The following is a 22,129-nucleotide window of genomic DNA, read 5'->3' as shown; positions in this document are numbered from 1 at the left end:
CGTACACGCGCGGAGAAAACAATCAAGCGCGATTGATTTTATCGTGCCGGGCTGGCAGGGTGCGGGACATGAGTCGACCGCTGCGCGTCGGGAACGCCTCGGGCTTCTACGGCGACCGGTTCAGCGCCGTCCGGGAGATGCTGGAGGACGGCCCGCTGGACGTCCTCACCGGGGACTACCTGGCCGAGCTGACCATGCTGATCCTCGGCCGGTCGAGGCTGAAGGACCCGGGCGGCGGGTACGCGACGACCTTCCTCCGGCAGATGGAGGACGCGCTCGGGCTCGCCGTCCAGCGCGGTGTGAAGCTCGTGACGAACGCGGGCGGCCTGAACCCGCGCGGACTGGCGGAGCGCCTGGGCGAGCTGGCGGAGCGGCTCGGGCTGGACGTGAAGGTCGGCTACGTCCACGGGGACGATCTGCTCCCGCGCGCGCAGGAGCTCGGCCTGCGGGACGAGCGGTACGGACAGCCGCTCACCGCCAACGCCTACCTCGGCGCCTGGGGGATCGCGGAGTGCCTGAAGGCGGGCGCGGACGTCGTGGTGACCGGGCGGGTCACGGACGCGTCGCTCGTGGTCGGGCCGTCCGCCGCGCATTTCGGCTGGGCGCGCGACGACTGGGACGCGCTCGCCGGTGCGACCGTGGCCGGGCACGTCCTGGAGTGCGGGGCACAGGCCACGGGCGGGAACTACGCCTTCTTCCAGGAAATCCTCGATGTTGAAGCCTCGGGCCCGGTGCGTGCGGCGGGGTTTCCGATTGCCGAGATCCACGCCGACGGGTCGAGCGTCATCACCAAACACGACGGGACCGGCGGTGCGGTGACGGTCGGGACCGTCACCGCACAGCTGCTCTACGAGATCGGCGCGCCTGCTTATGCGGGGCCTGATGTGATCACGCACTTCGACACGATCGAGCTCGCGGACGACGGGGCCGACCGCGTCCGGATCAGTGGAGTGCGAGGGACGCCGCCGCCTCCGACCACGAAGGTGTGCCTCAACCACCTGGGCGGGCATCGGAACGAGATGACGTTCGTCCTGACGGGACTGGACGTCGAGGCCAAGGGCGCTTTCGTGCGCGCGCAGATGGACGCGGCGATGGGGGCGAACCGTCCGCGGCGCGTCGAGTGGACGATGATCGGCGCGGCGAAGGCGGACCCGGAGACGCTGGGGGAGGCGACGGCGTTGTTGCGGTGCGCCGTCCTCGATGCGGATCCGGAGAAGGTTGGTCGGGCCTTCAGCAACGCGGCCGTCGAGTTGGCTTTGGCGGGGTATCCCGGGTTCACGATGACCTCGCCGCCGGGGAAGGGCAGCCCGTACGGCGTGTACCGGCCCGCGTTCGTTCCGAACGAGGAGGTCGAGCACCTGGCCGTCCTGCCTGACGGCACCCAGGTCGTCGTTCCAGCGGTTGCGGCGGAAGCCGTCGCCCCACCTGTGGATAACGTCACACCCCAGGCGCCCCAAGCCCAGCCGGAGGTCGGGAAGAGGATGCCCCTCGGAGAGATCGCCGGTGCGCGCAGCGGCGACAAGGGCGGCGACGCCAACATCGGCGTCTGGGTCCGGACGGACGCGCAGTTCGCCTGGCTCAGCGGATTCCTCACCGAAGCGCGCCTGCAAGAACTCCTGCCGGAGACCAAGCAGCATCGCGTCGTCCGGCACGAACTGCCGAACCTGCGGGCGGTGAACTTCGTGATCGAAGGACTGCTGCAGGACGGCGTGTCCGCCTCGACCCGGTTCGATCCGCAGGGCAAGGCCCTCGGGGAGTGGCTGCGGTCCCGATCCGTCATCGTCCCGGAGGCCGTCCTTTGACCCTCAGAAGCACACTGGACGCCGCCAGCCCCGAGTACCGGGAGCGCAGGGCGGCGATGCTCGGCAAGCTCGCCGAGCTGGACGCCGAGCACGCCAAGGCCCTGGCGGGCGGCGGCGACAAGTACGTGCAGCGGCACCGCAGGCGCGGGAAGCTGCTCGCGCGGGAGCGGATCGAGCTGCTGCTCGACCCCGACTCGCCGTTCCTGGAGCTGAGCCCCCTCGCCGCGTGGGGGAGCGACTTCCCGGTCGGCGCGTCCGTCGTCACCGGCATTGGCGTCGTGGAGGGCGTCGAGTGCCTGATCGTGGCGAACGACCCGACCGTCCGCGGCGGGTCCAGCAATCCGTGGACGGTGAAGAAGAGCTTCCGGGCGTCCGACATCGCGCTGGAGAACCGGCTGCCGGTGATCAACCTGGTCGAGTCCGGCGGCGCGGACCTGCCGACGCAGAAGGAGATCTTCATCCCGGGCGGGCGGATGTTCCGCGACCTGACCCGGCTGTCGGCCGCGGGGGTCCCGACGATCGCGCTGGTGTTCGGCAACTCCACCGCGGGCGGCGCGTACATCCCGGGCATGTGCGACTACACCGTCATGGTGAAGGAACGCGCGAAGGTGTTCCTCGGCGGGCCGCCCCTGGTGAAGATGGCGACCGGTGAGGAGTCGGACGACGAGTCGCTCGGCGGCGCGGAGATGCACGCGCGGACGTCCGGCCTCGCCGACTACATGGCCGTGGACGAGCACGACGCGCTGCGCCTCGGACGGCGGATCGTCAAACGGCTCAACCACCGCAAGCTCGGCCCGGGGCCGTCCGGCCCCGTGGAGGAGCCGCTGTACGACGCGGAGGAGCTCGCCGGGATCGTCCCGGAGGACCTGAAGGTCCCGTTCGACCCGCGCGAGGTGATCGCGCGGATCGTGGACGGCTCGGACTTCGACGAGTTCAAGCCCCTGTACGGGGCGAGCCTGGTCACCGGCTGGGCGCGGCTGCACGGGTACCCGATCGGGATCCTCGCGAACGCGCAGGGCGTGCTGTTCGGCGCGGAGGCGCAGAAGGCGGCGCAGTTCATCCAGCTGGCGAACCAGGCGGACACGCCCCTGCTGTTCCTGCACAACACGACCGGCTACATGGTCGGCGCGGAGTACGAGCAGGCCGGGATCATCAAGCACGGCGCCCTGATGATCAACGCGGTCGCGAACTCGAAGGTCCCGCACCTGACCGTCGTGATGGGCGCGTCCTACGGGGCCGGGAACTACGGCATGTGCGGGCGGGCCTACGACCCGCGCTTCCTGTTCACCTGGCCGAGCGCCAAGTCGGCGGTGATGGGGCCGCAGCAGCTCGCCGGTGTCCTGTCGATCGTCGCGCGCGCCGCCGCCGAGGCGCGCGGCCAGGCCTACGACGAGGACCAGGACCGGGGGATGCGGGAGCTGGTCGAGGCGCAGATCGAGGCCGAGTCGCTGCCGTTCTTCCTGTCCGGGCGGCTGTACGACGACGGGGTCATCGACCCGCGCGACACCCGCACCGTCCTCGGCCTGTGCCTGTCGGTGGTCCACAACGCCCCCGTGCGCGGCGCGGACGGCTACGGCGTCTTCCGGATGTGATGATGATCGAGAAACTGCTGGTCGCCAACCGCGGCGAGATCGCCCGCCGCGTCCTCCGCACCTGCCGCGACCTGGGCGTCGCGACCGTCGCGGTGTTCTCCGACGCCGACTCCGGCGCCCCGCACGTCCGGGAGGCGGACGAGGCCGTCCGGCTCCCGGGGGACGCGCCGTCCGCCACCTACCTGCGCGCCGACAAGATCATCGAGGCGGCGAAGGCGACGGGCGCGGACGCCGTCCACCCCGGCTACGGGTTCCTGTCGGAGAACGCCGACTTCGCGCGCGCCGTCCTCGCGGCGGGGCTGACGTGGGTCGGGCCGCCCCCGGCGGCGGTCGCGGCGATGGGCTCCAAGATCGAGGCGAAGCGGCTGATGGCGGCGGCCGGGGTGCCGGTGCTGCCCGAGCTCGACCCGGCCGAGGTGACCGGGGCTGACCTGCCGATCCTGGTGAAGGCGTCGGCGGGCGGCGGCGGACGAGGCATGCGCGTCGTCCGCGACCCGGCCGAGATGGTCGAGCAGGTCGCGGCGGCCGGACGCGAGGCGGCCTCGGCGTTCGGCGACGCGACGGTGTTCTGCGAGCCGCTGCTCGAGCGCGCCCGCCACATCGAGGTGCAGATCCTCGCGGACGCGCACGGCACGGTCTGGGCGCTGGGCGAGCGGGAGTGCTCGATCCAGCGCCGGCACCAGAAGATCGTCGAGGAGGCGCCGTCCCCGGCGGTGAGACCCGCGCTGCGCGCCGAGCTGTGCGCGGCGGCGGTGAACGCGGCCAAGGCGATCGAGTACGTCGGGGCGGGCACCGTCGAGTTCATGCTCGCGCCGGACGGCCGGTTCTTCTTCCTCGAGGTCAACACCCGGTTGCAGGTCGAGCATCCGGTGACCGAGTGCGTGTACGGGCTGGACCTCGTCCGGCTGCAACTGGAGGTCGCCGAGGGCGCCCGGCTGCCGGACGAGCCTCCCGCGCCGTCCGGGCACGCGATCGAGGTCCGGCTCTACGCCGAGGACCCGGCGCTCGACTGGCGCCCCGCGAGCGGCGTCCTGCACGCCTTCGACGTCCCGGACGTGGACGCCCGGTTCACCGTCCCCGGCGACGGCGGGCTGCGCCTGGACGCCGGGTACGAGACGGGCGGCGAGGTCGGCGTCCACTACGATCCGATGCTCGCGAAGCTCATCGCGTACGCGCCGACCCGCGCCGCCGCCGCGCGCAGGCTCCGCAAGGCGCTGTCGGCGGCCCGCCTGCACGGCGTCACGACGAACCGGGACCTGCTCGTCCGGGTGCTCGGCGAGAAGACCTTCCTCGCCGGGGACACCCACACCGGCTACCTGGACGAGATCGGCCTCGCGACGCTCGCCGAACCCCTGGCGGACGAGCGCGCCGTGAAGCTCTCGGCGCTGGCCGCCGCGCTCGCGGGCGCCGCCGCGAACCGCGCGAGCGCCCGCGTCCTGGGCGGGCTGCCGTCGGGGTGGCGGAACCTCCCGTCCCAGCCGCAGCGCAGGACGTACGACGGCGGGATCGACGTCGAGTACCGGTTCACACGGGACGGCCTGCTCGCAGGGGACGGCATCGCCCTGGTCGACGCGTCGCCCGAACGGGTCGTCCTGGACGTCGACGGCGTCCGGCACGCGTTCGACGTGCGCGCGGCGGGCGGACGCGTCTTCGTCGACTCCACGCTCGGCCCCCTCGCGCTCACGCCCGAGCCGCGCTTCGCCGACCCGAGCGACCTCGTCGCGCCCGGGTCGCTGCTCGCGCCCATGCCCGGCACCGTCGTCCGCGTCGAGGCCCGGGAGGGCGCGGACGTCACCAACGGTCAGACGCTGCTCATCCTCGAGGCGATGAAGATGGAGCACCGGATCGCCGCGCCCGCCGCCGGGACCGTGACCGCCCTCAACGTGACGCAAGGACAGCAGGTCGAGGCCGGATCGGTCCTCGCCGTGATCTCCGACCCCGCCACGACGTCCACCGCGGCCCCCGCCGTGATCTCCGAAGGGACCCCCGACAAGTGAGCTTCATCGAGTCCGAGGAGCGCCGCGCGCTGCGCGCGGCGGTCGCCGAGCTGGGCGCGAAGTACGGGCCGGACTACTACGTCCGCAAGGCCAAGGCAGGGGAGAAGACCGACGAGCTGTGGGCCGAGGCCGGACGGCTCGGCTACCTCGGCGTCAACGTGCCGGAGGAGTACGGCGGCGGGGGCGGCGGCATCGGCGACCTCGCGGCCGTCTGCGAGGAGCTCGCCGCCGCCGGATGCCCGCTGCTGCTGATGGTGGTGTCCCCGGCGATCTGCGCCACGATCATCGCCCGGTCCGGCACCGAGGGGCAGAAGAAGCACTGGCTGCCGCGGTTCGCCGACGGCTCGGTGAAGATGGCGTTCGCGATCACCGAGCCGGACGCCGGGTCCAACTCGCACCGGATCACCACGACCGCGCGCCGGGACGGCGACGGCTGGGTCCTGTCCGGCCAGAAGACCTTCATCTCCGGTGTGGACGAGGCCGACGCCGTCCTGTTCGTCAGCCGTACGCAGGACCAGAAGGGCAACCTGCGGCCGTCGCTGTTCATCGTCCCGACCGACGCGCCGGGCTTCACCTTCACCCCGATCGAGATGGAGATCGTCTCCCCGGAGAAGCAGTTCATCTGCCACCTGGACGACGTCCGGCTGCCCTACGAGGCGCTCGTCGGCGACGAGGACGGCGGGCTGCTCCAGCTGTTCGCCGGGCTCAACCCCGAGCGGATCATGGCGTCCGCGATGGGCGCGGGCATCGGCCGCCTCGCCCTCGGCAAGGCGACCGCCTACGCCAACGAGCGGCAGGTGTTCAAGACGCCGATCGGCGCGCACCAGGGGCTCGCGCACCCGCTCGCGCAGGCCAAGATCGAACTGGAGCTCGCCCGGCTCATGGGCCAGAAGGCCGCCTGGCTGTACGACGAGGGCGACGACCTGGGCGCGGGCGAGGCCGCGAACATGGCCAAGTACGCCACCGCCGAGGCCGCGATCCACTGCGTCGACACGGCCATCCAGACGCACGGCGGCAACGGCCTCACCACCGAGTACGGCGTCGGGATGCTCGCCGGGGTCGTCCGGCTCATGCGCATCGCCCCGGTCAGCCGCGAGATGATCCTCAACTTCGTCGCGCAGCACTCCCTGGGCCTGCCCAAGTCCTACTGATCGACGGGCCCGCCCTCCGACCCGTGGACCTGAACGGCTAGGAGGGCGCGGGCTCGGTGGCGGCGTCCGGGCGCGGGCGGAGGGCGTCCAGGAGCGCGCGCATGTCGGTGAGGGCGGCGCGCGCGTGCTCGGCGACCTCCGTGAGCGCGGCGGAGCGGTCGGCGTCCGGGTCGGCGAGGGCGTCCTCGGCCACCCGGACGAACCGGGCCGTCCGGTCCAGGACGGTGCCGCGCAGCCCCTGCGAGACGCGGTGCCGCTCCGCGGTGACGGCCGCGCCCGCGCGGGCCGCCATGGTCTCCAGCGCCGCGTGCTCCCAGCGGCGCCCGCGGGTCGCCACCGCCTTGCCGATGATCCAGGCGGGCAGGAAGAACCCCAGTCCGAGGCCGTAGCCGATGAGCAGGCCCGAGGGCAGCGCCGAGGTCCCGTTGAGCCGGGCGAACCCGGCTCCGACCGTCGCGGCCCAGGCCAGCGCCGCGAGGAACGGCGCGGGCCAGGCCGGGACGCCGCGCCGGGAGTAGGCGGCGACCGCGTACACGGCGCTGATCAGCGTCGTCCCGCCGACGAGCAGCAGGCCCGTCATGGCGGCCCGCGTGGTCCCGGCCGTGCAGGACCAGACGACGTCGAACCCGGTCGTCCAGGCCAGGACGGCATAGGGCGCGTGGCGCCGCCACCACAGCGGCAGCGCCCGCACCAGGAACGCCACGACCAGCACCGCGCCCGACCACATCCCCCAGCCGGGCAGCACCGGCTCCGGCGGGACGAACGCGACCAGCCCTGGTAGCAGCACCGACTGGGCGATCAGGATGCCGTCCACGACGTCGGGCCAGCCGTGCCTCCGGCCGTCCGGGGCGCTCGTGGGCAGCACGGCCCGGACCCGCCAGCCGCCGCCCTCGGCCGGGCCCGCCTCCAGCGTCCCGCCGAGCGCCAGGGCCCGGGACCGCATTCCGGCGATGCCCCGTCCGGTCCCGAGCGGCGGCACGTACCCCTCGACCTCCGGGACGCCGTTGCCGACGTCGACCTGCACCGCGCCCGGCACGTACCGGACGGCCACCTCCACCGGCGCCCCGGACGCGTACCGCATCGCGTTCGTCAGCGACTCCTGGACGACCCGGTACGCCGCTGTCACCACCTGCGGGGGAAGCCTGCGCGCCCGGCCCTCGACGTCCAGCGCGACCGGGGTCCCGAGCCGCCGGATCCCCTCGCACAGGGGCGGCAGCAGCGCCGGCAGGCCCTCGCCCGCCCGCTCGTCCGGCTCGACCTCGTCCACCAGGCGGGCCAGGGCCGCGAGGACGTCGCGTCCGGTGTCGGCGGCGGCCTCCAGCGCCCGGACGGCCAGCGCCGGGTCCGGGATCGCGGCCACCGCGCCGCTGTGCACGACCACCGCGCTCAGGTGGTGGCCCGCCACGTCGTGCAGGTCGCGGGCCAGCCGCTCGCGCTCGGCGGCGGTGGCGGCGTGGTGCTCGCGCTCGGCCGCCTCCAGCTGCTCGGCGAGCTCGGCCCGCCGCGCCCGGCGCTGCCTCCGCAGCTGGCCGAGCGCCGTGAGCGCCAGCAGGCTCAGGGCGTCGACCGAGACGTCCAGCGTCCAGTCGCCCAGGCTGTCGGCCCGCAGCGCCGTCGCCGCCTCGTGCACGACGTACACCGCCGCGCACCCGGTGACGGCCCGCCACCGCCCGCTGTGCGCCGCCAGCGAGAACACCCCGACCCACAGGGCGATGTCGGTGACGGGCGCCTCCTGGGCGTGGACCAGGATCAGGCCCGCGTCGCCGCCGAGCACGACCACCAGGATCACGGTCAGCGGCCGGACGCGCCGGAAGACCAGCGCGGTGTCCAGCAGCAGGGTCAGTAAGGACAGGGCGATCCAGCCGGGCCGGTCGCGGGGCACCAGGAAGTCGTCCGACAGCGTCATCAGCGCGGGCACGCCGAGCTGCGGCGGGACGAGCAGCAACGGCACCCCGACGTCGGCGAGGTTCGGCCACCCCCGTGAGCCGCGCCCCGACGTCCCCCCGCCTGGTGTGAGATTCCCCCGAACTGTCACAGAATGACCCTAGCGTTCGCCGCCGTCGGCTCGGGCCGCCGGATCGATCCTGATCAGGTGATCCGCGCGATCTGATCGGCCAGCGGAGCGGGCGCGCCGAGCCGGTTGTCGATCTCGTCGTGCGGCACGGGCGGCGGCTCCTCCGGACGCATCCGCTCGGTGAACGCGCGGAACGCGGCCAGCTTCCCCGCGTCGCGCTCCAGCCCGCGCGCCTCCAGCCGGTGCCGCAGCGTCGCCGGATCCGACCTGATCCACACCAGCCGGACGGGCGGACCGCCCAGCTCGTCCACCCACGCCTCCCACCGCTCCGGAGAGCGGATCTGGCCGGTGAACGGGCCGCTGAGCAGCACCGGGCAGCCGTGGGAGCGGATCTCCCGCGCCGTCGCCGTCAGCCCCTCGTACTCGTGGGCCTTGACGTGCTCGTCGTACCAGGGGCCCTCGCGCTCGCCCGGATCACGTCCGGCCACGGCGAGCGTCGCGGCGACGAACGGGCCGTAGAGCGTGTCCTTGTCCAGCAGCGCCGGGACGGGGCGCAGCCGGGCGAGCAGCAGGCCCGCGACCGTGCTCTTCCCCCCGCCGGGCGGCCCGGCCACCACCCACACCGTCCCCGGACGGCCCGGGACGGGGGTCATGCGGGGAGGCGGAGGCGCTCGCGGGCCAGGCGGGCGATGGCCTCCTCGTCGATCCGGTGGCCCAGGCCGGGCTGGGTGAGCGGGACCCCGACCACCCCGCCGGACGACCGGACCGGCGGCGTCACGAACACCGGGCCGCCCGCCGGGTCGGTCACCTCGCTCGGCAGCGTCACGCCCGGCAGGGACGCCAGCGCCACCGCGGCGGCCTGCCCGATCCCGAACGCGCCCGCCCCGGTGCACCACACGTCCCAGCCCGACGCGTACGCCCGGTCGTGCGCCGCCCGCGCCGCCGTCAGCCCGCCGAACCGGCCGATCCGCAGGTTCAGCGCCCGGCCCGCGCCGAGGTCGACCGCGGCCTCCAGGGTGTCCAGGTCGCCGATCTCCGGCGCGACCGCCGAGTCGACCCGGCCCTGCAGGCGGGCGTGCGCGGCGAGGTCGTCCGCCGCGAAGGGCCGCTCGACCGCCGTCACGTCGTAGCCGTCCAGCGCCGCGAGCGCGTCCAGGTGCGCGGAGGACTCGGTGTAGCCGTGCCGCGCGTCGGCCACCAGCGCCAGCGCCGGGTACGCCGCCCGGATCTCCCGGACCGGCTCCACGTCCCAGCCCGGGCGGATCTCCACCGTCACGCGCGTGTGGCCCGCGCCGACCGCCCGGTTCACCCGTCCCACGACCGTGTCCAGGACCGGCTCGGGCGAGATCCGCGCCGCGGTCACGATCGAGGTGCGGGTGCCCCCGAGCGCGTGCGCCAGGGGCTCTCCCCGGCCCCGGCACCACAGGTCCCAGCACGCGGTGTCCACCGCGGCGGCGGCGCCGCTGGTGCCGAGCTCGGCGACCGCCGAGACGTCCTCCGGACGCTCCCACGGCAGTCCGATCAGCCCCGGCGCCATCCGCTCGGCGATGTCGGCCCACGCCGGGCCCGCGCCCGCCGCCTCCTCGGGCACCGCGACCTCGCCCCAGCCCACCGTGCCGTCCACCCCGGTCAGCCGGACCAGGATGCTCTCCGGCCGCCGGGCCCGCGGCATCGCGACCCGGAAGGTCTCACAGCCCTCGATCTGGGGCACGCCGCACCCGTCCTCACGCTCGTCGAACCGTCCCCACCATGATCCACCCTGCCGGGGCCGCGGCGGTCACCGGCCGCCGGGCAGCCACCGGAACACCGGACGCGGGGGGGCGGCGCACGTATCCGCCGTCCGCGAGCCCCGCCAGCCGCTCGAACGGGTTGTAGCTCGCCGGATCACCGCACCACACGAGCGACGCGCCCGCGCACGCCAGGTACGGCGCCAGCATCAGCGGGCCCAGGCACCAGGCGTACTGCGTGGCGTGCCGCGCCTCGTGCGCCAGCAGCGCCGGATCACCGGTCAGCTCCGTCACGTCCCCGCGCGCCAGGATCACGTTGCCCATCGTGAACGCGCCCGCCACCGGCAGCGGCAGCCGGTACCCGCCCGCCAGCAGCAGCCCCTCCGGGCCCCGCGCCGGGACCGCGCGGGGCCGGGTGCCGACCCGGGCCAGGAGCAGCCCGAGCGGCGTCGACAGGTTCACCCAGTTCACGACCCGCCGGAGGCGGTGCACCGCCCTCACACCCGCAGTGTTCCCCGTTTCAGGACGGGCACAGCGAGTCGAGCGAGATCGGCTTGGCCCGGTCCTGGCCGGGCGCGCCGGTGCTCGGCGAGCCGTCCCCGGACGGCGTCTCCGACGGGCTCTCCGAGGGCGACTCGGACGGACTCTCCGACGGACTCCCGGTCGGCGATCCCACCGGACGGCCGGACCCGGACGCAGACCCCGACGGGGTCCCGGCCACGGGCGGCGTCGCCGGACCCGAGCCCGAGCCCGAGGCCGTGGGGGAGGGCGTCGGCGACGGGCTCAACGCCTTCGCCGCCAGCCGCCGGATCAGCGCGAAGTCGGGGTTCCCGGTGTAGATCAGCGGCGGGACGAAGGCCAGCGTGCTGATCTGCGCGCCGTCCTTCACCTTCTCCGACAGCTTCACCAGCGAGGGCAGCAGCTCCTGCGGGATGTCGGTGGAGATCGCCCGCTTGGTCGCCGCGGCCAGCTTGTCGAACCGGGTCAGCACGGTCGCCGGGTCGGCCTGCCGGGCGATCGACCGCAGCAGGCACTTCTGGCGGCCCATCCGCGCGTAGTCGTCGCTGTCGGTGCGGGAGCGCCCGTACCAGAGCGCCTCCTTGCCGTGCAGGGTGCGCTCACCGGGCTGGAGCACCCCGCCGTCCCGGCCGTACGGGATCGGCTGGGTGATCTTGACCTTGACGCCGCCCACCGCGTCCACGATGTCGGCGAAGCCGAACATGTCGACCATGATGTAGTAGTCGACGCGCTGGTGGAGGATGCCCTCGATGGTCTGCTTCAGCAGCGTCGGGCCGCGGTGGTTCTTGGCCACCCCCGGCACCATGTCCGGGTGGTCCTCGGCGTACTGGAAGACCTCGTTGAGCAGGCCGGGCGTCTCCGGGCCGTCCCCGGTGAAGCCGTCGGGGAAGCGGTCGCGCGCCGGGCCGGGCGGCATCTGGAAGTGCTCCAGGTTCCGCGGGACGCCCAGCAGGACGGTCTCGCCGGTGCGGGTGTCGACGCTCGCGACCGTCATCGAGTCGGTGCGGGTGCCCTCGCGGTCGTAGGCCGAGTCGCTGCCGAGCAGAAGCACGTTCACCCGGGACTGCCCGTCCCACGGGTCCTTGGTGTCGATCTGCTTGGCGCCGTTCGTGCCGCCCGCGTGGAAGATGCTGGTGAGCGTGGAACGCGCCACGTAGGTGGTGTGCGCGGCCCACGAGATCGGGACGGCCACGCCGAAGCACAGCGCCGCGACCACGATCGCGCCGACGCCCCGCATCGGGATGGACATCCCGCCCGGACGGGTGATCTGGTACGAGCGGATGATCACGCACAGCCAGGCCAGGCCGACGAGCAGCATGCCGCCCGCGACGGCCTGCAGCAGGTTCGGCCGCACCGCCAGGTGCAGCAGGTCCGGCCGGTAGACCAGGTACCAGGCGGCCAGCGCGGCCACCGCCGCGAGGAACAGCACCGTCAGCGCCGCGCCCAGCTTCCGGCGGCCCGTGCAGAGGTGCGCCACCCCCCAGACCAGCGTCGACGCCAGCGTGAGCCCCAGCGCCCGGAGAAGCCCCCCTTCGGAACGAGACCGCCCCGCCGCCCCCCCGGACCCCGAGCCCTTCTCAACCGTCCCACCCGCTCCGGACGCCGCGTCCGCTTCGGGCGTCGCTTCCGGGCCGGGCCTCACGCCTGTGCCGGGTGCCGCCGGGCCTGGCGTCACATCCGCCTCGGCTGCCGCGTCTGCTTCGAGTGCCGCGTCCGCGTCGGGCATCGCGCTCGTGTCCGATGCCGCGTCCGAGTTGGCCTTCAGATCCGCGTTGGGCGTCGTGCCCGTGTCGGGTTCCTCCGCGGCGGGTGGGACGTCCGCGTCCAGTGCCGTGTCCGCGTCGGCTGTCGCGTCCGGGGCAGGCCCCTCGCCTGCGCCCGGTGCCGCGTCCCCGTCGGGGCTCGTTTCCGCGTCCGGGGTCGTTTCCGCGTCCGGCTCCGTGGTCCGGCGGCGCCGCCTCGCCGGTCGACTCGTCATGGACGCTCCACTTCCCTACGCGCTCAATCCAGGCACTGAACAACATTCAGGACGCGCAAAACCGAGCAGAGGTTGCGGGAGTAGTCGTCCGAATACGAGCAGTACTTCGTCACGTGCAACTCTTGCCTACAATAGGCACTTTGCGGTCGTCGCGCGTCTCCGGGAGCGAGGTCGTGCCCGAATTTTGATCACGTGCCTGCCCTCCGGAGACCGGGGATCTCCGTCCCCGAGGAGAAAGGGTGCAGCTCAGCGCGGGCGGGGCGGCGCATTGCCCCCGGCGTGTCGCACAATCCCGTAAGCCGAGCGCCGCGTGAGCGCCGGGGTCCGAAAATGCGGAACCGCCGGGCTCCCAGGGCACCGGCGGTGTCGGGAGCCCGGCGGCGAGGTCCGTCGGGCAGGTGGTCGCGGAGGCGGCTACCAGGAGGTGGCGAGCGGCATGCCCTCGGCGTAGCCCGAGGACGACTGGACGCCCACCAGCGCGTTCTCGTGGAACTCCTCCAGCGTCCGCGCGCCCGCGTAGGTGCAGGAGCTGCGCAGGCCCGCGACGATCGAGTCGACCAGGTCCTCCACGCCGGGACGCTGCGGGTCCAGGAACATCCGGGAGGTGGAGATGCCCTCCTCGAACAGCGCCTTGCGGGCCCGGTCGAACGCCGAGTCCTCGGCGGTGCGCAGCCGGACGGCCCGCGCCGACGCCATGCCGAAGCTCTCCTTGTACTGGCGTCCATCCGCGGCGCGCTGGAGGTCGCCGGGGGACTCGTAGGTCCCGGCGAACCAGGAGCCGACCATCACGTTGGACGCGCCGGCGGCGAGCGCCAGGGCCACGTCGCGCGGGTGCCGGACGCCGCCGTCCGCCCAGACGTGGCGGCCCAGGCGGCGCGCCTCGGCCGCGCACTCCAGGACGGCCGAGAACTGCGGGCGGCCCACGCCGGTCATCATCCGGGTCGTGCACATCGCGCCCGGGCCGACGCCGACCTTCACGATGTCCGCGCCCGCCTCGATCAGGTCGCGGGTGCCGTCGGCGGTGACCACGTTGCCCGCGGCGACCGGAACGTGCGGGTCGAGCCCGCGCACCGCGCGCAGCGCGCTGATCATCTTGTCCTGGTGGCCGTGCGCGGTGTCCACGACGAGCAGGTCGGCCCCGGCCTCCAGCAGCGCCTTGGCCTTGCCCGCCACGTCGCCGTTCACGCCGACCGCCGCCGCGATCCGGAGCCGTCCGGACGCGTCCACGGCGGGGGCGTACAGGGTGGCGCGCAGCGCGCCCGTGCGGGTCAGCACGCCGACCAGGCGGCCGTCGCCGTCCACCACCGGGGCGAGCCGGTGGCCGTGCGCGTGCAACCGCTCGAACGCCTCGCGCGGGTCGAGGCCCGCCGGGAGCGTCACCAGGTCGCTGGACATGATGTCGCGCAGGTTGGCGAACCGGTCGACGCCCTGGCAGTCGGCCTCGGTCACCACGCCGACCGGACGGCCGTCCTCGACCACGACCACCGCGCCGTGCGCCCGCTTGGGCAGCAGCGCGAGGGCCTCCCCGGCGGTGTCGGTGGGGGCCAGCGTGATCGGAGTGTCCATGACCAGGTCACGGCCCTTCACCCAGGAGATCACCTCGGCCACCACGTCCACCGGGATGTCCTGCGGGATCACCGCGATGCCGCCGCGGCGGGCGATCGTCTCGGCCATCCGGCGGCCCGAGACGGCCGTCATGTTCGCCACGACGAGCGGCACGGTCGTCCCGCTGCCGTCCCGGGTCGACAGGTCCACCTCGAGCCGGGAACCGACCGACGAGCGGCGCGGGACCATGAAGACGTCGTTGTAGGTGAGATCGTGAGCGGGTCGCTCACCGTTCAGCAGGCGCACGGCTCTTCTACACACCAATCGTGGTTCTGAGTGGCTGGGCCACCGTACATTGTGCGGCATACCCGGTCATGCCCGAACCAAGCTCACGAACTGGACGACGGGCTCTCGGACGGTGATGAAACCCTGGCCGGAAGGTGATCATCCGCGGGTCGGAACGATCGCCCTGAAATCCGCCTCTACCAGCGCGGACACCCCCTTGACCGGGAGCTTGCTCGACTTTGCTCTCCGTGAAGTCACCTCTTGACGTTCTTGCGCACTCGATGCACTTTTCTTACATAGCCTCGCGCGGACGGCCGGTCCCCCGTAGGAGGCGTCGCAGCGGAAGGCCGGGAGTGCGCATGTCGGTGACGCCCGTGGCCCCGGTCCGGCCTGCCCGCCGCCGGGGCGGGAGTGACGATCGCCACGTCCGTGCGGGACCCGCGCCCGGGTCGTCCGCCGGGATCCGCGTGGTCCGCCGCAACGCGTTGCGTTGCCGTGCGCCCCTATCCAGCACCGCATTCGTCGCCGTCCGGCCCGTACGCCGACGCTTCGACGGCGGCCGGTCCCGGCGAACACGAGCAAGATCAATATTTGACGGCGGACCGCCGTGAAATGGAATGATCTTGCAGTTCCGACAAAAAGTTTCATCGCATCGCGAAGGAGGACAGCCGTGCTGGATGCGGTCGACGCCGTGCTCGTCCGCGAGCTCCAGCGGGATGGCAGAGCGACCTTCCAGGCGCTCGCCGACCGGGTGGGGCTTTCCCGCACGGCCGTGCGGGCACGGGTGCAGAGCCTGCTCGAGACCGAAGTGGTCCGGGTCGTGGGCATCGTGCACTCGGCCGTGGTCGGGGCGGAGGCGGTCGGCCATGTGTCGATCACCGTGTCGGGTCCGGCGCGGGAGGTGGCCCTCGCGGTCGCCGAGCGGCCGGCCGTCGGGTTCACGGCGCTGACGGCCGGGCCGCACGACCTGGTCGCCCAGGTCCGCACCCGGGACGACGCGGCGCTCGCCGCCGAGGTGGACCACATCCGCTCGGTGCCCGGGGTGGAGGCGACCGAGGTGTTCCGCACCGTCGCCACCGTCCGGGACGCGCACGCCGTGGTCCGGACCCTGGACCGGATCACCCTGGACGACATCGACTGGCGGTTGCTGCAGGAACTGCAGCGCGACGGTCGCGCGCCCTACACCCGGCTCGCCGACATCATCGGACTCTCGCAGGCCGCAACCCGCGCCCGCGTCGTCCGGCTGATGCGGTCCGGCGTCATCCAGGTCACCGGCCTGGCCGACCCCCTCGCACTCGGCGCCGCCGAGCTCGGCGGGTTCGGGCTGCTGGTGACCGGGCCACTGCGCCGGGTCGCCGAGGCGGTCGCCGAGCAGGAGGGCGTGAGGTACCTGGCCACCGGGTTCGGACGCTACGACATCGTCGGCCAGGCCGAGGCGTCGTCGCGGGCCGAGCTGGTCGAGGTCCTGGACGCCGTCCGGGCCATCCCGGGCGTGACGGTCCGGGAGTCCTGGCACCACCTCGACGTGGTCAAGGAGTCCTATGCCGTCGAACTGCCGGACAAACCCCCGAACGGCGCCGGCCCCGCCTGAGCCGTTCGGAACCCCCGCCCCGTCCCGCACGCCGTGAGGGACAACACCGTTCCGTCCCGGACGTCATGTCCGGGACGGCTCGTCCACCACCCCGCTCGCTGACCCCTCGCCCGCGCACCCCGCTCGTTCGAGCCGGGCCCGCGCGCCTCGGGGACGCGCGTCAGTCGCGCTGGAGGGACGCCTCCTCCAGGTCGAGCTCGTGCAGGATGTGGGCCAACACCGCGTCGTCCAGCCGCCGCTCGTCGCGCATCTGGATGAACGTGGCGCGCTCCGCGGCGAGCATCTCGCGCCTCAGCCGCCGGTAGGTCACGCTCGGCACCTCGGCGCCCTCCGGTCCCGTCCCGCCGCCGAGCCTCTCCCAGGCCCGCAGCTGCCGGTGCTCGGCCAGGTGCCGCAGCCGTTCCACGACGTCCTCGTCGAGGTCCTCGGACTCCGCCAGCTCGTCCAGGCGGCTGATCGCCGCCGACGCCGCCGCGTGCTGCGCCCCCGCCTCCGCCACGGTGTCGGTGTAGGTCTCGCGCTCCCCGCCGGCGGCGCCGAGCATCCGGATCAGCGCCGGGAAGGTGAGCCCCTGCACCAGGAGCGTCGCGAGGACGGTCGTGAAGGTCAGGAACAGCACGAGGTCGCGGTCCGGGAACGGCGCGCCGGACGTGGTCGTGAACGGGATCGCGAACGCCGCCGCGAGCGAGACGACCCCGCGCATCCCCGCCCAGCCGACGACCACGTGGCCGCGCCAGCCGGGATCGTGCCCCTCGGACGGCGGACGGAAGATCCCGAGCCTCAGCGGCACGTACGACACCAGGAAGAGCCAGACGAACCGGGCGACGACCGTCGCGGCGAACGTGACCACCGCCCACCACGCCAGGTTCTCCCAGGACCGGTTCGACACCGCGTCCAGGACGGGCGGCAGCTGGAGCCCGATGAGCAGGAACACCACCGACTCCAGCAGGAAGACCACGATCTTCCAGAACGAGTGCCCGATGAGCCGGGTGATCGCGGCGGACTCGGTGAACCGGTGCCCCAGGTACAGGCCGCTGACCACCACCGCGATCACGCCGGAGCCGTGCACGGCCTCGGCCGTCAGGTACGCGGCGTAGGGGGCGAGGACGGCGACGGCGTTCTCCACCAGCGGGTCGTTCAGCCGGGTGCGCAGCCAGTGCAGCGGCGGGCCGAGCACCAGCCCGATGAGCGTGCCCGCGATCGCCGCGTAGGCGAACCGGCCCGCGCCGTCCAGCCAGGTGAAGCCCGCGCCGGTGGCGGCGGCGACCGCGACCCGGAACGCCGTCAGCGCGGTCGCGTCGTTGAACAGGCTCTCCCCGACCAGGATCGTCACCGTCTGGCGGGGCAGCCCGAGCCGTTGCGCGACGCTGACCGCCGCGACCGCGTCCGGCGGGGCGACGATCGCGCCGAGCACCAGCGCGACCGGCAGCGGCAGCCCCGGCACCACCAGGTGGACGGCCCAGCCGACGGCCAGCGTGGTGAACAGGACCAGCCCGACCGACAGGAGCGTGATCGGACGCAGGTTGGCGCGCAGGTCGACCATGCTGCTCTGCCAGGCCGCCGAGAACAGCAGCGGCGGCAGGAACACGTAGAGCACGAAGTCGGGATTGAGCCCGAAGTTCGGCACGCCGGGCAGGTACGAGCAGATGAGTCCGGCGATCACCAGGGCGAGCGGGGCGGCGATCCGGGTGCGCCGGGCCAGCGCCGCCACGGCGAGGGCGACCACCGGCACCGCCAGTAGCCAGAGGGCGTGCTTCGTCTCCACGCCCCGATCATGACACGCCGCCGGAGGTGCCCGATCCGTCGGCGGGCAGGTCAGAGGCGGTGGACGGCACTCGGCTCGTCCGCTCCGGGACGGCGGGGCGGTGCCCGGCCGGTCCTGTCAGGGATGGCGGACGGAGCGCGGATCGTCCTTGGCGAAGGCCAGGAAGTCCCGCGCGGCCGGGGGCAGCTGCCGGTGCGCGTGGACGATCCCGACGAGCCGGGTCAGCGGCGGCATGAACGAGCGCACCGCCAGTCCGTCGGTGTCGTCCAGCTGGTTGCGGTACCAGAGCAGCGAGCCCATGCCCGCGCGGACGCAGCCGAGCCACGCGCCGCGCTCCTCCGACTCCACCGCGGCGACCGGGGACGCGCCGACCCGCTCCAGCATCATGTCGATCTCGGCGCGCGGCGCGGTGCCGCGTCCGGGCAGGATCAGCTTCATCCCGTTCAGCGCGGCGGTCGGGACGGGCTCGCGCAGCTTCAGCGTCGGCGGCGACACCAGCACGACCTCCCGCTGGTCCACCGGGTGGGCGACCAGGTCGCCGGGGACGGGAAGATCCGTCAGGGCGAGGTCGGCGCGGCCCTGCCGGAGCGCCGCCGCCGCGTGCGCCGCGCCCGGGCAGCGCACCACCCGGACCCGGACGGCGGGCTGGTCGCGGGCGAACCGGGGGATGAGCCGCCCGGTGAGCTCCGGCTCCAGGGACAGCGTGGTGGCGATGCGCAGGTCCGCGCCCCGGCCGCCCGCGCCGCCCGCCGACAGGCTCTCGATCGCCTCGACCGCCGACAGCGCGACCCGCGCGTGCCGGACCACCTGCTCGCCCGCCGCCGTCAGCACCACCCCACGTCCGGACCGGGCGAACAGCTCCACCCCGAGCTCGCGCTCCAGCTCCCGGACGGCCCGGGACAGCGCGGGCTGGGCCACGTAGAGCGCCTGGGCCGCCGACGTCATGGTGCCGTGGTCGGCGGTCGCCACGACATAGCGCAGCTGCCGCAGATTCATGCTCGCACCGTATGACAACGAACTGATCCGGTCCTGGACATAGCCGGAATCGGCCCGAGATTCGCGCCGCCGACACCGAGGGTGACGACATCCCGGACGAATCAGTCGGCCGTCACCCGTGCGCGTCAGCCGCCTCCGGTGTCCACGGGGCCCGCCGGGCCTCCGGCCGCGCCCGCCGGACCGGGCTCGGCCGCGGCGCCGGCCGGGACCGCGGACCGCTCGCGTTCCAGCGGCGGCGCGCCGACCGCGCAGTGCATGTGGCACTCGGGCTCCTGCTCCGGGGGCGCGGTCTTCAGGACGTCGTCCCGGACGGTGAACAGGGTCAGCACGGCCCCGGCGAGCAGCATGCCCGCGCAGATCAGCATCGCCGACCGGAACCCGTCGGCGAACTTGGCGGGGTTGCGGTAGGCGTCCCCGGTCAGGCCGACCAGCGGCGGGATCGCCGCGACCGCCAGCAGGCCCGCCGCGCGCGCCACCGCGTTGTTCACCCCGCTCGCGATGCCAGCGTGCCGGACGTCCGCGCTCGCCAGGACCGTCGCGGTGAGCGGCGCGACCATCGCGGACAGGCCGAGCCCGAACACCACCACGCCGGGCAGGACGTCCCGCCAGTAGGACGCGTGCTCCCCGACCCGCGACACCAGCGCCATCCCGAGCGCGGCGAGCACCAGGCCGACCGTCATCGGCCTCCGCGGCCCGATCCTCTGCGCGAGCCCGCCCGCGCGCGGGGACAGCAGCAGCATCAGCGCCGTCACCGGCAGCAGCGCCGTGCCCGCCGCGATCGGCGAGAACCCCGACACGACCTGGAGGTTCAGCACGAACAGGAAGAACATCACGCCCATCCCGCCGTACACGACGAAGGTGACGGCGTTGACCGCGGAGAACTCCCGGTTCGCGAACATCGTCAGCGGCAGCATCGGCTGGGGCCGCTTCCCGTTCCCGTTGCCGCGCCCGAGCCACCGCTCCACCAGGACGAACCCGACCGCCGAGCCGATCCCGACCACCGCGGCGACCATGACCCCGCTGCCCGCGCCCTTGCTCGGGGCCTCGGTGAGCGCGTACGTCGTCCCGGCCAGCGTCAGCGCCGCCAGGACCGCGCCCGCGATGTCGAACCGCCCGGTCGCGTCCGGGTCGCGGGTCTCCGGGACGTGCCGCAGCGCCACCAGCACCACGATCACCGCGAGCGGGGCGTTCAGCAGGAACACCCACCGCCATCCCGCGGCCTCCACCAGCCAGCCGCCCGCGAACGGGCCGACCGCGCCCGCCACCCCGGACAGCCCGGACCAGGCGCCGACCGCGCGCGGACGGTCGTCCTTGTCGAACGACGCCTGGATGATCGCCAGCGAGCCGGGGGTCAGCAGCGCCCCGCCGACGCCCTGCAGCGCCCGCGCGGCGATCAGCGTCCCGACGTCCGGCGCGGCGCCGCACAGCACCGACGCCGTCGCGAACCACACCACGCCGATCACGAACACCCGGCGGCGGCCGAACCGGTCGCCGAGGGACCCGCCGAGCAGGATCAGCCCGGCGAGGGTGAGCGTGTAGGCGTTGACGGTCCACTGGAGATCGGCCATCGAGGCCGACAGGTCGTCCGCCAGCTTCGGCAACGCGACGTTGACGACCGTGGCGTCCAGGGACGCCACGCCCGAGCCGAGCACGGTCGCGAGCAGGATCCAGCGCCCGCGCGCCTGCGACAGCCGGATCTCGGCCATCAGACGATCTGCTCGTCCACGAAGCACCAGCGCCAGTCCTCGCCGGGCTCGAAGGACCGGATCACCGGGTGCTTGTCCGCGGCGGCGTGCGCGCTCGCGTGCCGGTTGGGGGAGGAGTCACAGCACCCCACGTGCCCGCACTCCAGGCACACGCGCAGGTGGACCCACCGGGTGCCGTTCCGCAGGCACTCCTCGCAGCCTTCGGGAGTGCGGGGGGCCGGTTCGGGCGTGGGCAACTGGGACACGTGTTCACAAACGCTCATGGTCCGATCGTCGCATGCCGCCGGAACCGCGGGCACCCCGAGGTGATCTCCCCGGTGGGGGGCCCGACCCGTCAGAACCAGGGGGACGGCCCGGAGGTCACCAGTGGTCGGGGCTGAACGGCTCGTCCTCGGGACGGGCCGACCCGGACAGCAGCCGCAGGTCCGACTCGACCATCATGGTGACCAGTTCCTCGAAGGTCACCGCGGGCTCCCAGCCGAGCTGCGCGCGGGCCTTCTTCGGGTCGGCGCACAGCAGGTCCACCTCGGCCGGACGGGTGTACCGGTCGTCCAGGACGACGTGGTCCTCCCAGTTCAGCCCGGCGGTGCGGAACGCGAAGTCGACCAGGTCGCGCACCGACTGGGTCTTGCCGGTGCCGATCACGTAGTCCTCGGGCGTCTCCTGCGCCAGCATCAGCCGCATCGCCCGCGCGTAGTCGCCCGCGAAGCCCCAGTCGCGGCGCGCCTCCAGGTTGCCCAGGCGCAGCTCGGACGCCAGGCCCAGCTTGATCCGGGCCGCTCCGAGCGTCACCTTGCGGGTGACGAACTCGGCGCCCCGGCGCGGTGACTCGTGGTTGAACAGGATGCCGCTGACCGCGAACATCCCGTACGACTCGCGGTAGTTCTGGGTGATGTAGTGCCCGTAGGTCTTGGCGACCCCGTAGGGGCTGCGCGGGTGGAACGGGGTCCGCTCGTTCTGCGGGGTCTCCCGGACCATGCCGAACATCTCCGACGAGGACGCCTGGTAGAACCGGATCTGCTCGTCCCGGGACGGCGTGCGCGAGCCGCCGATCCCCGACACCACCCGGATCGCCTCCAGGACGCGCAGCACGCCCATGCCGGTGACCTCGGCGGTCAGCTCCGCCTGCTGCCACGACATCGGGACGTAGGAGATCGCGCCGAGGTTGTACACCTCGTCGGGCTGCGCCCGCTCCACGGCGGAGATCAGGCTGCCCTGGTCGAGCAGGTCGCCGGTGGTGATCCGGACGTCCCCGACGTGCTTGCGCAGCCGGGCCACGTGCGGGTTGGCCTGCCCGCGCACCAGCCCCCAGACCTCGTAGCCCTCGGCGAGCAGGTGCTCGGCGAGGTACGAGCCGTCCTGACCGGTGATGCCGGTGATCAGTGCGCGCCTGGACAGGGGATCCTCCAAGGCTTCCTAGTGGTTCACGGGGCCCATCCTGCGGCCTGGACCGGGAGATGA

Annotated in this window: 16 protein-coding genes; 5 read left to right on the top strand and 11 right to left on the bottom strand. The window is 73.6% G+C overall.

Annotated features, from left to right (window positions below):
- The first annotated feature begins 68 nt into the window (after positions 1 to 68).
- From P696_RS0116025 to P696_RS0116010, 4 genes are read left to right on the top strand one after another with little or no spacing between them, the layout of a single operon-like run.
- Complete coding sequence (locus tag P696_RS0116025) at positions 69 to 1,802, top strand: acyclic terpene utilization AtuA family protein (RefSeq protein WP_026413134.1); 1,734 nt, start codon at positions 69 to 71, stop codon at positions 1,800 to 1,802.
- Between the two features lie 56 nt (positions 1,803 to 1,858).
- Positions 1,859 to 3,394, top strand: a complete 1,536-nt coding sequence (locus P696_RS0116020; protein ID WP_157429737.1) for an acyl-CoA carboxylase subunit beta — start codon at positions 1,859 to 1,861, stop codon at positions 3,392 to 3,394.
- Positions 3,395 to 3,396: 2 nt separating this feature from the next.
- A complete protein-coding gene (locus P696_RS45875; protein WP_051467735.1) occupies positions 3,397 to 5,391 on the top strand; it encodes an acetyl/propionyl/methylcrotonyl-CoA carboxylase subunit alpha in 1,995 nt (664 codons plus the stop codon).
- Complete coding sequence (locus P696_RS0116010; RefSeq protein ID WP_026413132.1) at positions 5,388 to 6,542, top strand: acyl-CoA dehydrogenase family protein; 1,155 nt, start codon at positions 5,388 to 5,390, stop codon at positions 6,540 to 6,542. The genes P696_RS45875 and P696_RS0116010 overlap by 4 nt, the downstream gene beginning before the upstream one ends.
- Positions 6,543 to 6,579: 37 nt before the next feature.
- Here P696_RS0116010 and P696_RS0116005 read toward each other — a convergent pair whose 3' ends face one another.
- The 6 genes from P696_RS0116005 to P696_RS0115980 form a co-directional block, all read right to left on the bottom strand.
- The gene (locus P696_RS0116005) at positions 6,580 to 8,577 is read right to left on the bottom strand and encodes an ATP-binding protein (RefSeq protein WP_157429729.1); all 1,998 of its coding nucleotides are present in this window, start codon (positions 8,575 to 8,577) and stop codon (positions 6,580 to 6,582) included.
- A gap of 53 nt (positions 8,578 to 8,630) precedes the next feature.
- On the bottom strand, positions 8,631 to 9,209 hold the full coding sequence (locus tag P696_RS0116000; protein WP_026413130.1) for a P-loop nucleotide/nucleoside kinase family protein: 579 nt from the start codon (positions 9,207 to 9,209) through the stop codon (positions 8,631 to 8,633).
- Positions 9,206 to 10,267: an enolase C-terminal domain-like protein gene (locus P696_RS0115995; RefSeq protein ID WP_026413129.1), complete on the bottom strand. Its 1,062-nt coding sequence runs from the start codon at positions 10,265 to 10,267 to the stop codon at positions 9,206 to 9,208. The genes P696_RS0116000 and P696_RS0115995 overlap by 4 nt, the downstream gene beginning before the upstream one ends.
- 13 nt (positions 10,268 to 10,280) lie before the next feature.
- Positions 10,281 to 10,784 (bottom strand): hypothetical protein, encoded by a 504-nt coding sequence (locus P696_RS45870; RefSeq protein ID WP_051467709.1) that lies wholly within the window; start codon positions 10,782 to 10,784, stop codon positions 10,281 to 10,283.
- Between the two features lie 19 nt (positions 10,785 to 10,803).
- Positions 10,804 to 12,279, bottom strand: a complete 1,476-nt coding sequence (locus P696_RS45865) for an LCP family protein (RefSeq protein WP_051467707.1) — start codon at positions 12,277 to 12,279, stop codon at positions 10,804 to 10,806.
- A 915-nt stretch (positions 12,280 to 13,194) separates the two neighbouring features.
- Positions 13,195 to 14,631: a GuaB1 family IMP dehydrogenase-related protein gene (locus P696_RS0115980; protein ID WP_026413128.1), complete on the bottom strand. Its 1,437-nt coding sequence runs from the start codon at positions 14,629 to 14,631 to the stop codon at positions 13,195 to 13,197.
- Between the two features lie 649 nt (positions 14,632 to 15,280).
- Here P696_RS0115980 and P696_RS0115975 point away from each other — a divergent pair.
- On the top strand, positions 15,281 to 16,201 hold the full coding sequence (locus P696_RS0115975; protein WP_026413127.1) for an Lrp/AsnC family transcriptional regulator: 921 nt from the start codon (positions 15,281 to 15,283) through the stop codon (positions 16,199 to 16,201).
- Between the two features lie 160 nt (positions 16,202 to 16,361).
- Here P696_RS0115975 and P696_RS0115970 read toward each other — a convergent pair whose 3' ends face one another.
- From P696_RS0115970 to P696_RS0115950, 5 genes are all read right to left on the bottom strand, one after another.
- A complete protein-coding gene (locus P696_RS0115970) occupies positions 16,362 to 17,966 on the bottom strand; it encodes a Na+/H+ antiporter (RefSeq protein ID WP_026413126.1) in 1,605 nt (534 codons plus the stop codon).
- A gap of 117 nt (positions 17,967 to 18,083) precedes the next feature.
- Positions 18,084 to 18,962: a LysR family transcriptional regulator gene (locus tag P696_RS0115965; protein ID WP_026413125.1), complete on the bottom strand. Its 879-nt coding sequence runs from the start codon at positions 18,960 to 18,962 to the stop codon at positions 18,084 to 18,086.
- Positions 18,963 to 19,087: 125 nt separating this feature from the next.
- Positions 19,088 to 20,668: an MFS transporter gene (locus tag P696_RS0115960; protein WP_034485033.1), complete on the bottom strand. Its 1,581-nt coding sequence runs from the start codon at positions 20,666 to 20,668 to the stop codon at positions 19,088 to 19,090.
- A complete protein-coding gene (locus P696_RS0115955; RefSeq protein ID WP_026413123.1) occupies positions 20,668 to 20,931 on the bottom strand; it encodes a UBP-type zinc finger domain-containing protein in 264 nt (87 codons plus the stop codon). The genes P696_RS0115960 and P696_RS0115955 overlap by 1 nt, the downstream gene beginning before the upstream one ends.
- Positions 20,932 to 21,028: 97 nt before the next feature.
- Positions 21,029 to 22,066: a GDP-mannose 4,6-dehydratase gene (locus tag P696_RS0115950; protein ID WP_026413122.1), complete on the bottom strand. Its 1,038-nt coding sequence runs from the start codon at positions 22,064 to 22,066 to the stop codon at positions 21,029 to 21,031.
- Positions 22,067 to 22,129: the final 63 nt, after the last annotated feature.

It is taken from the genome of Actinomadura oligospora ATCC 43269 (genome assembly GCF_000518265.1).
Lineage (GTDB): Bacteria > Actinomycetota > Actinomycetes > Streptosporangiales > Streptosporangiaceae > Spirillospora > Spirillospora oligospora.
Note: the sequence above shows the minus strand (reverse complement) of the source record. Positions and strands in the feature narration are given on the sequence as shown.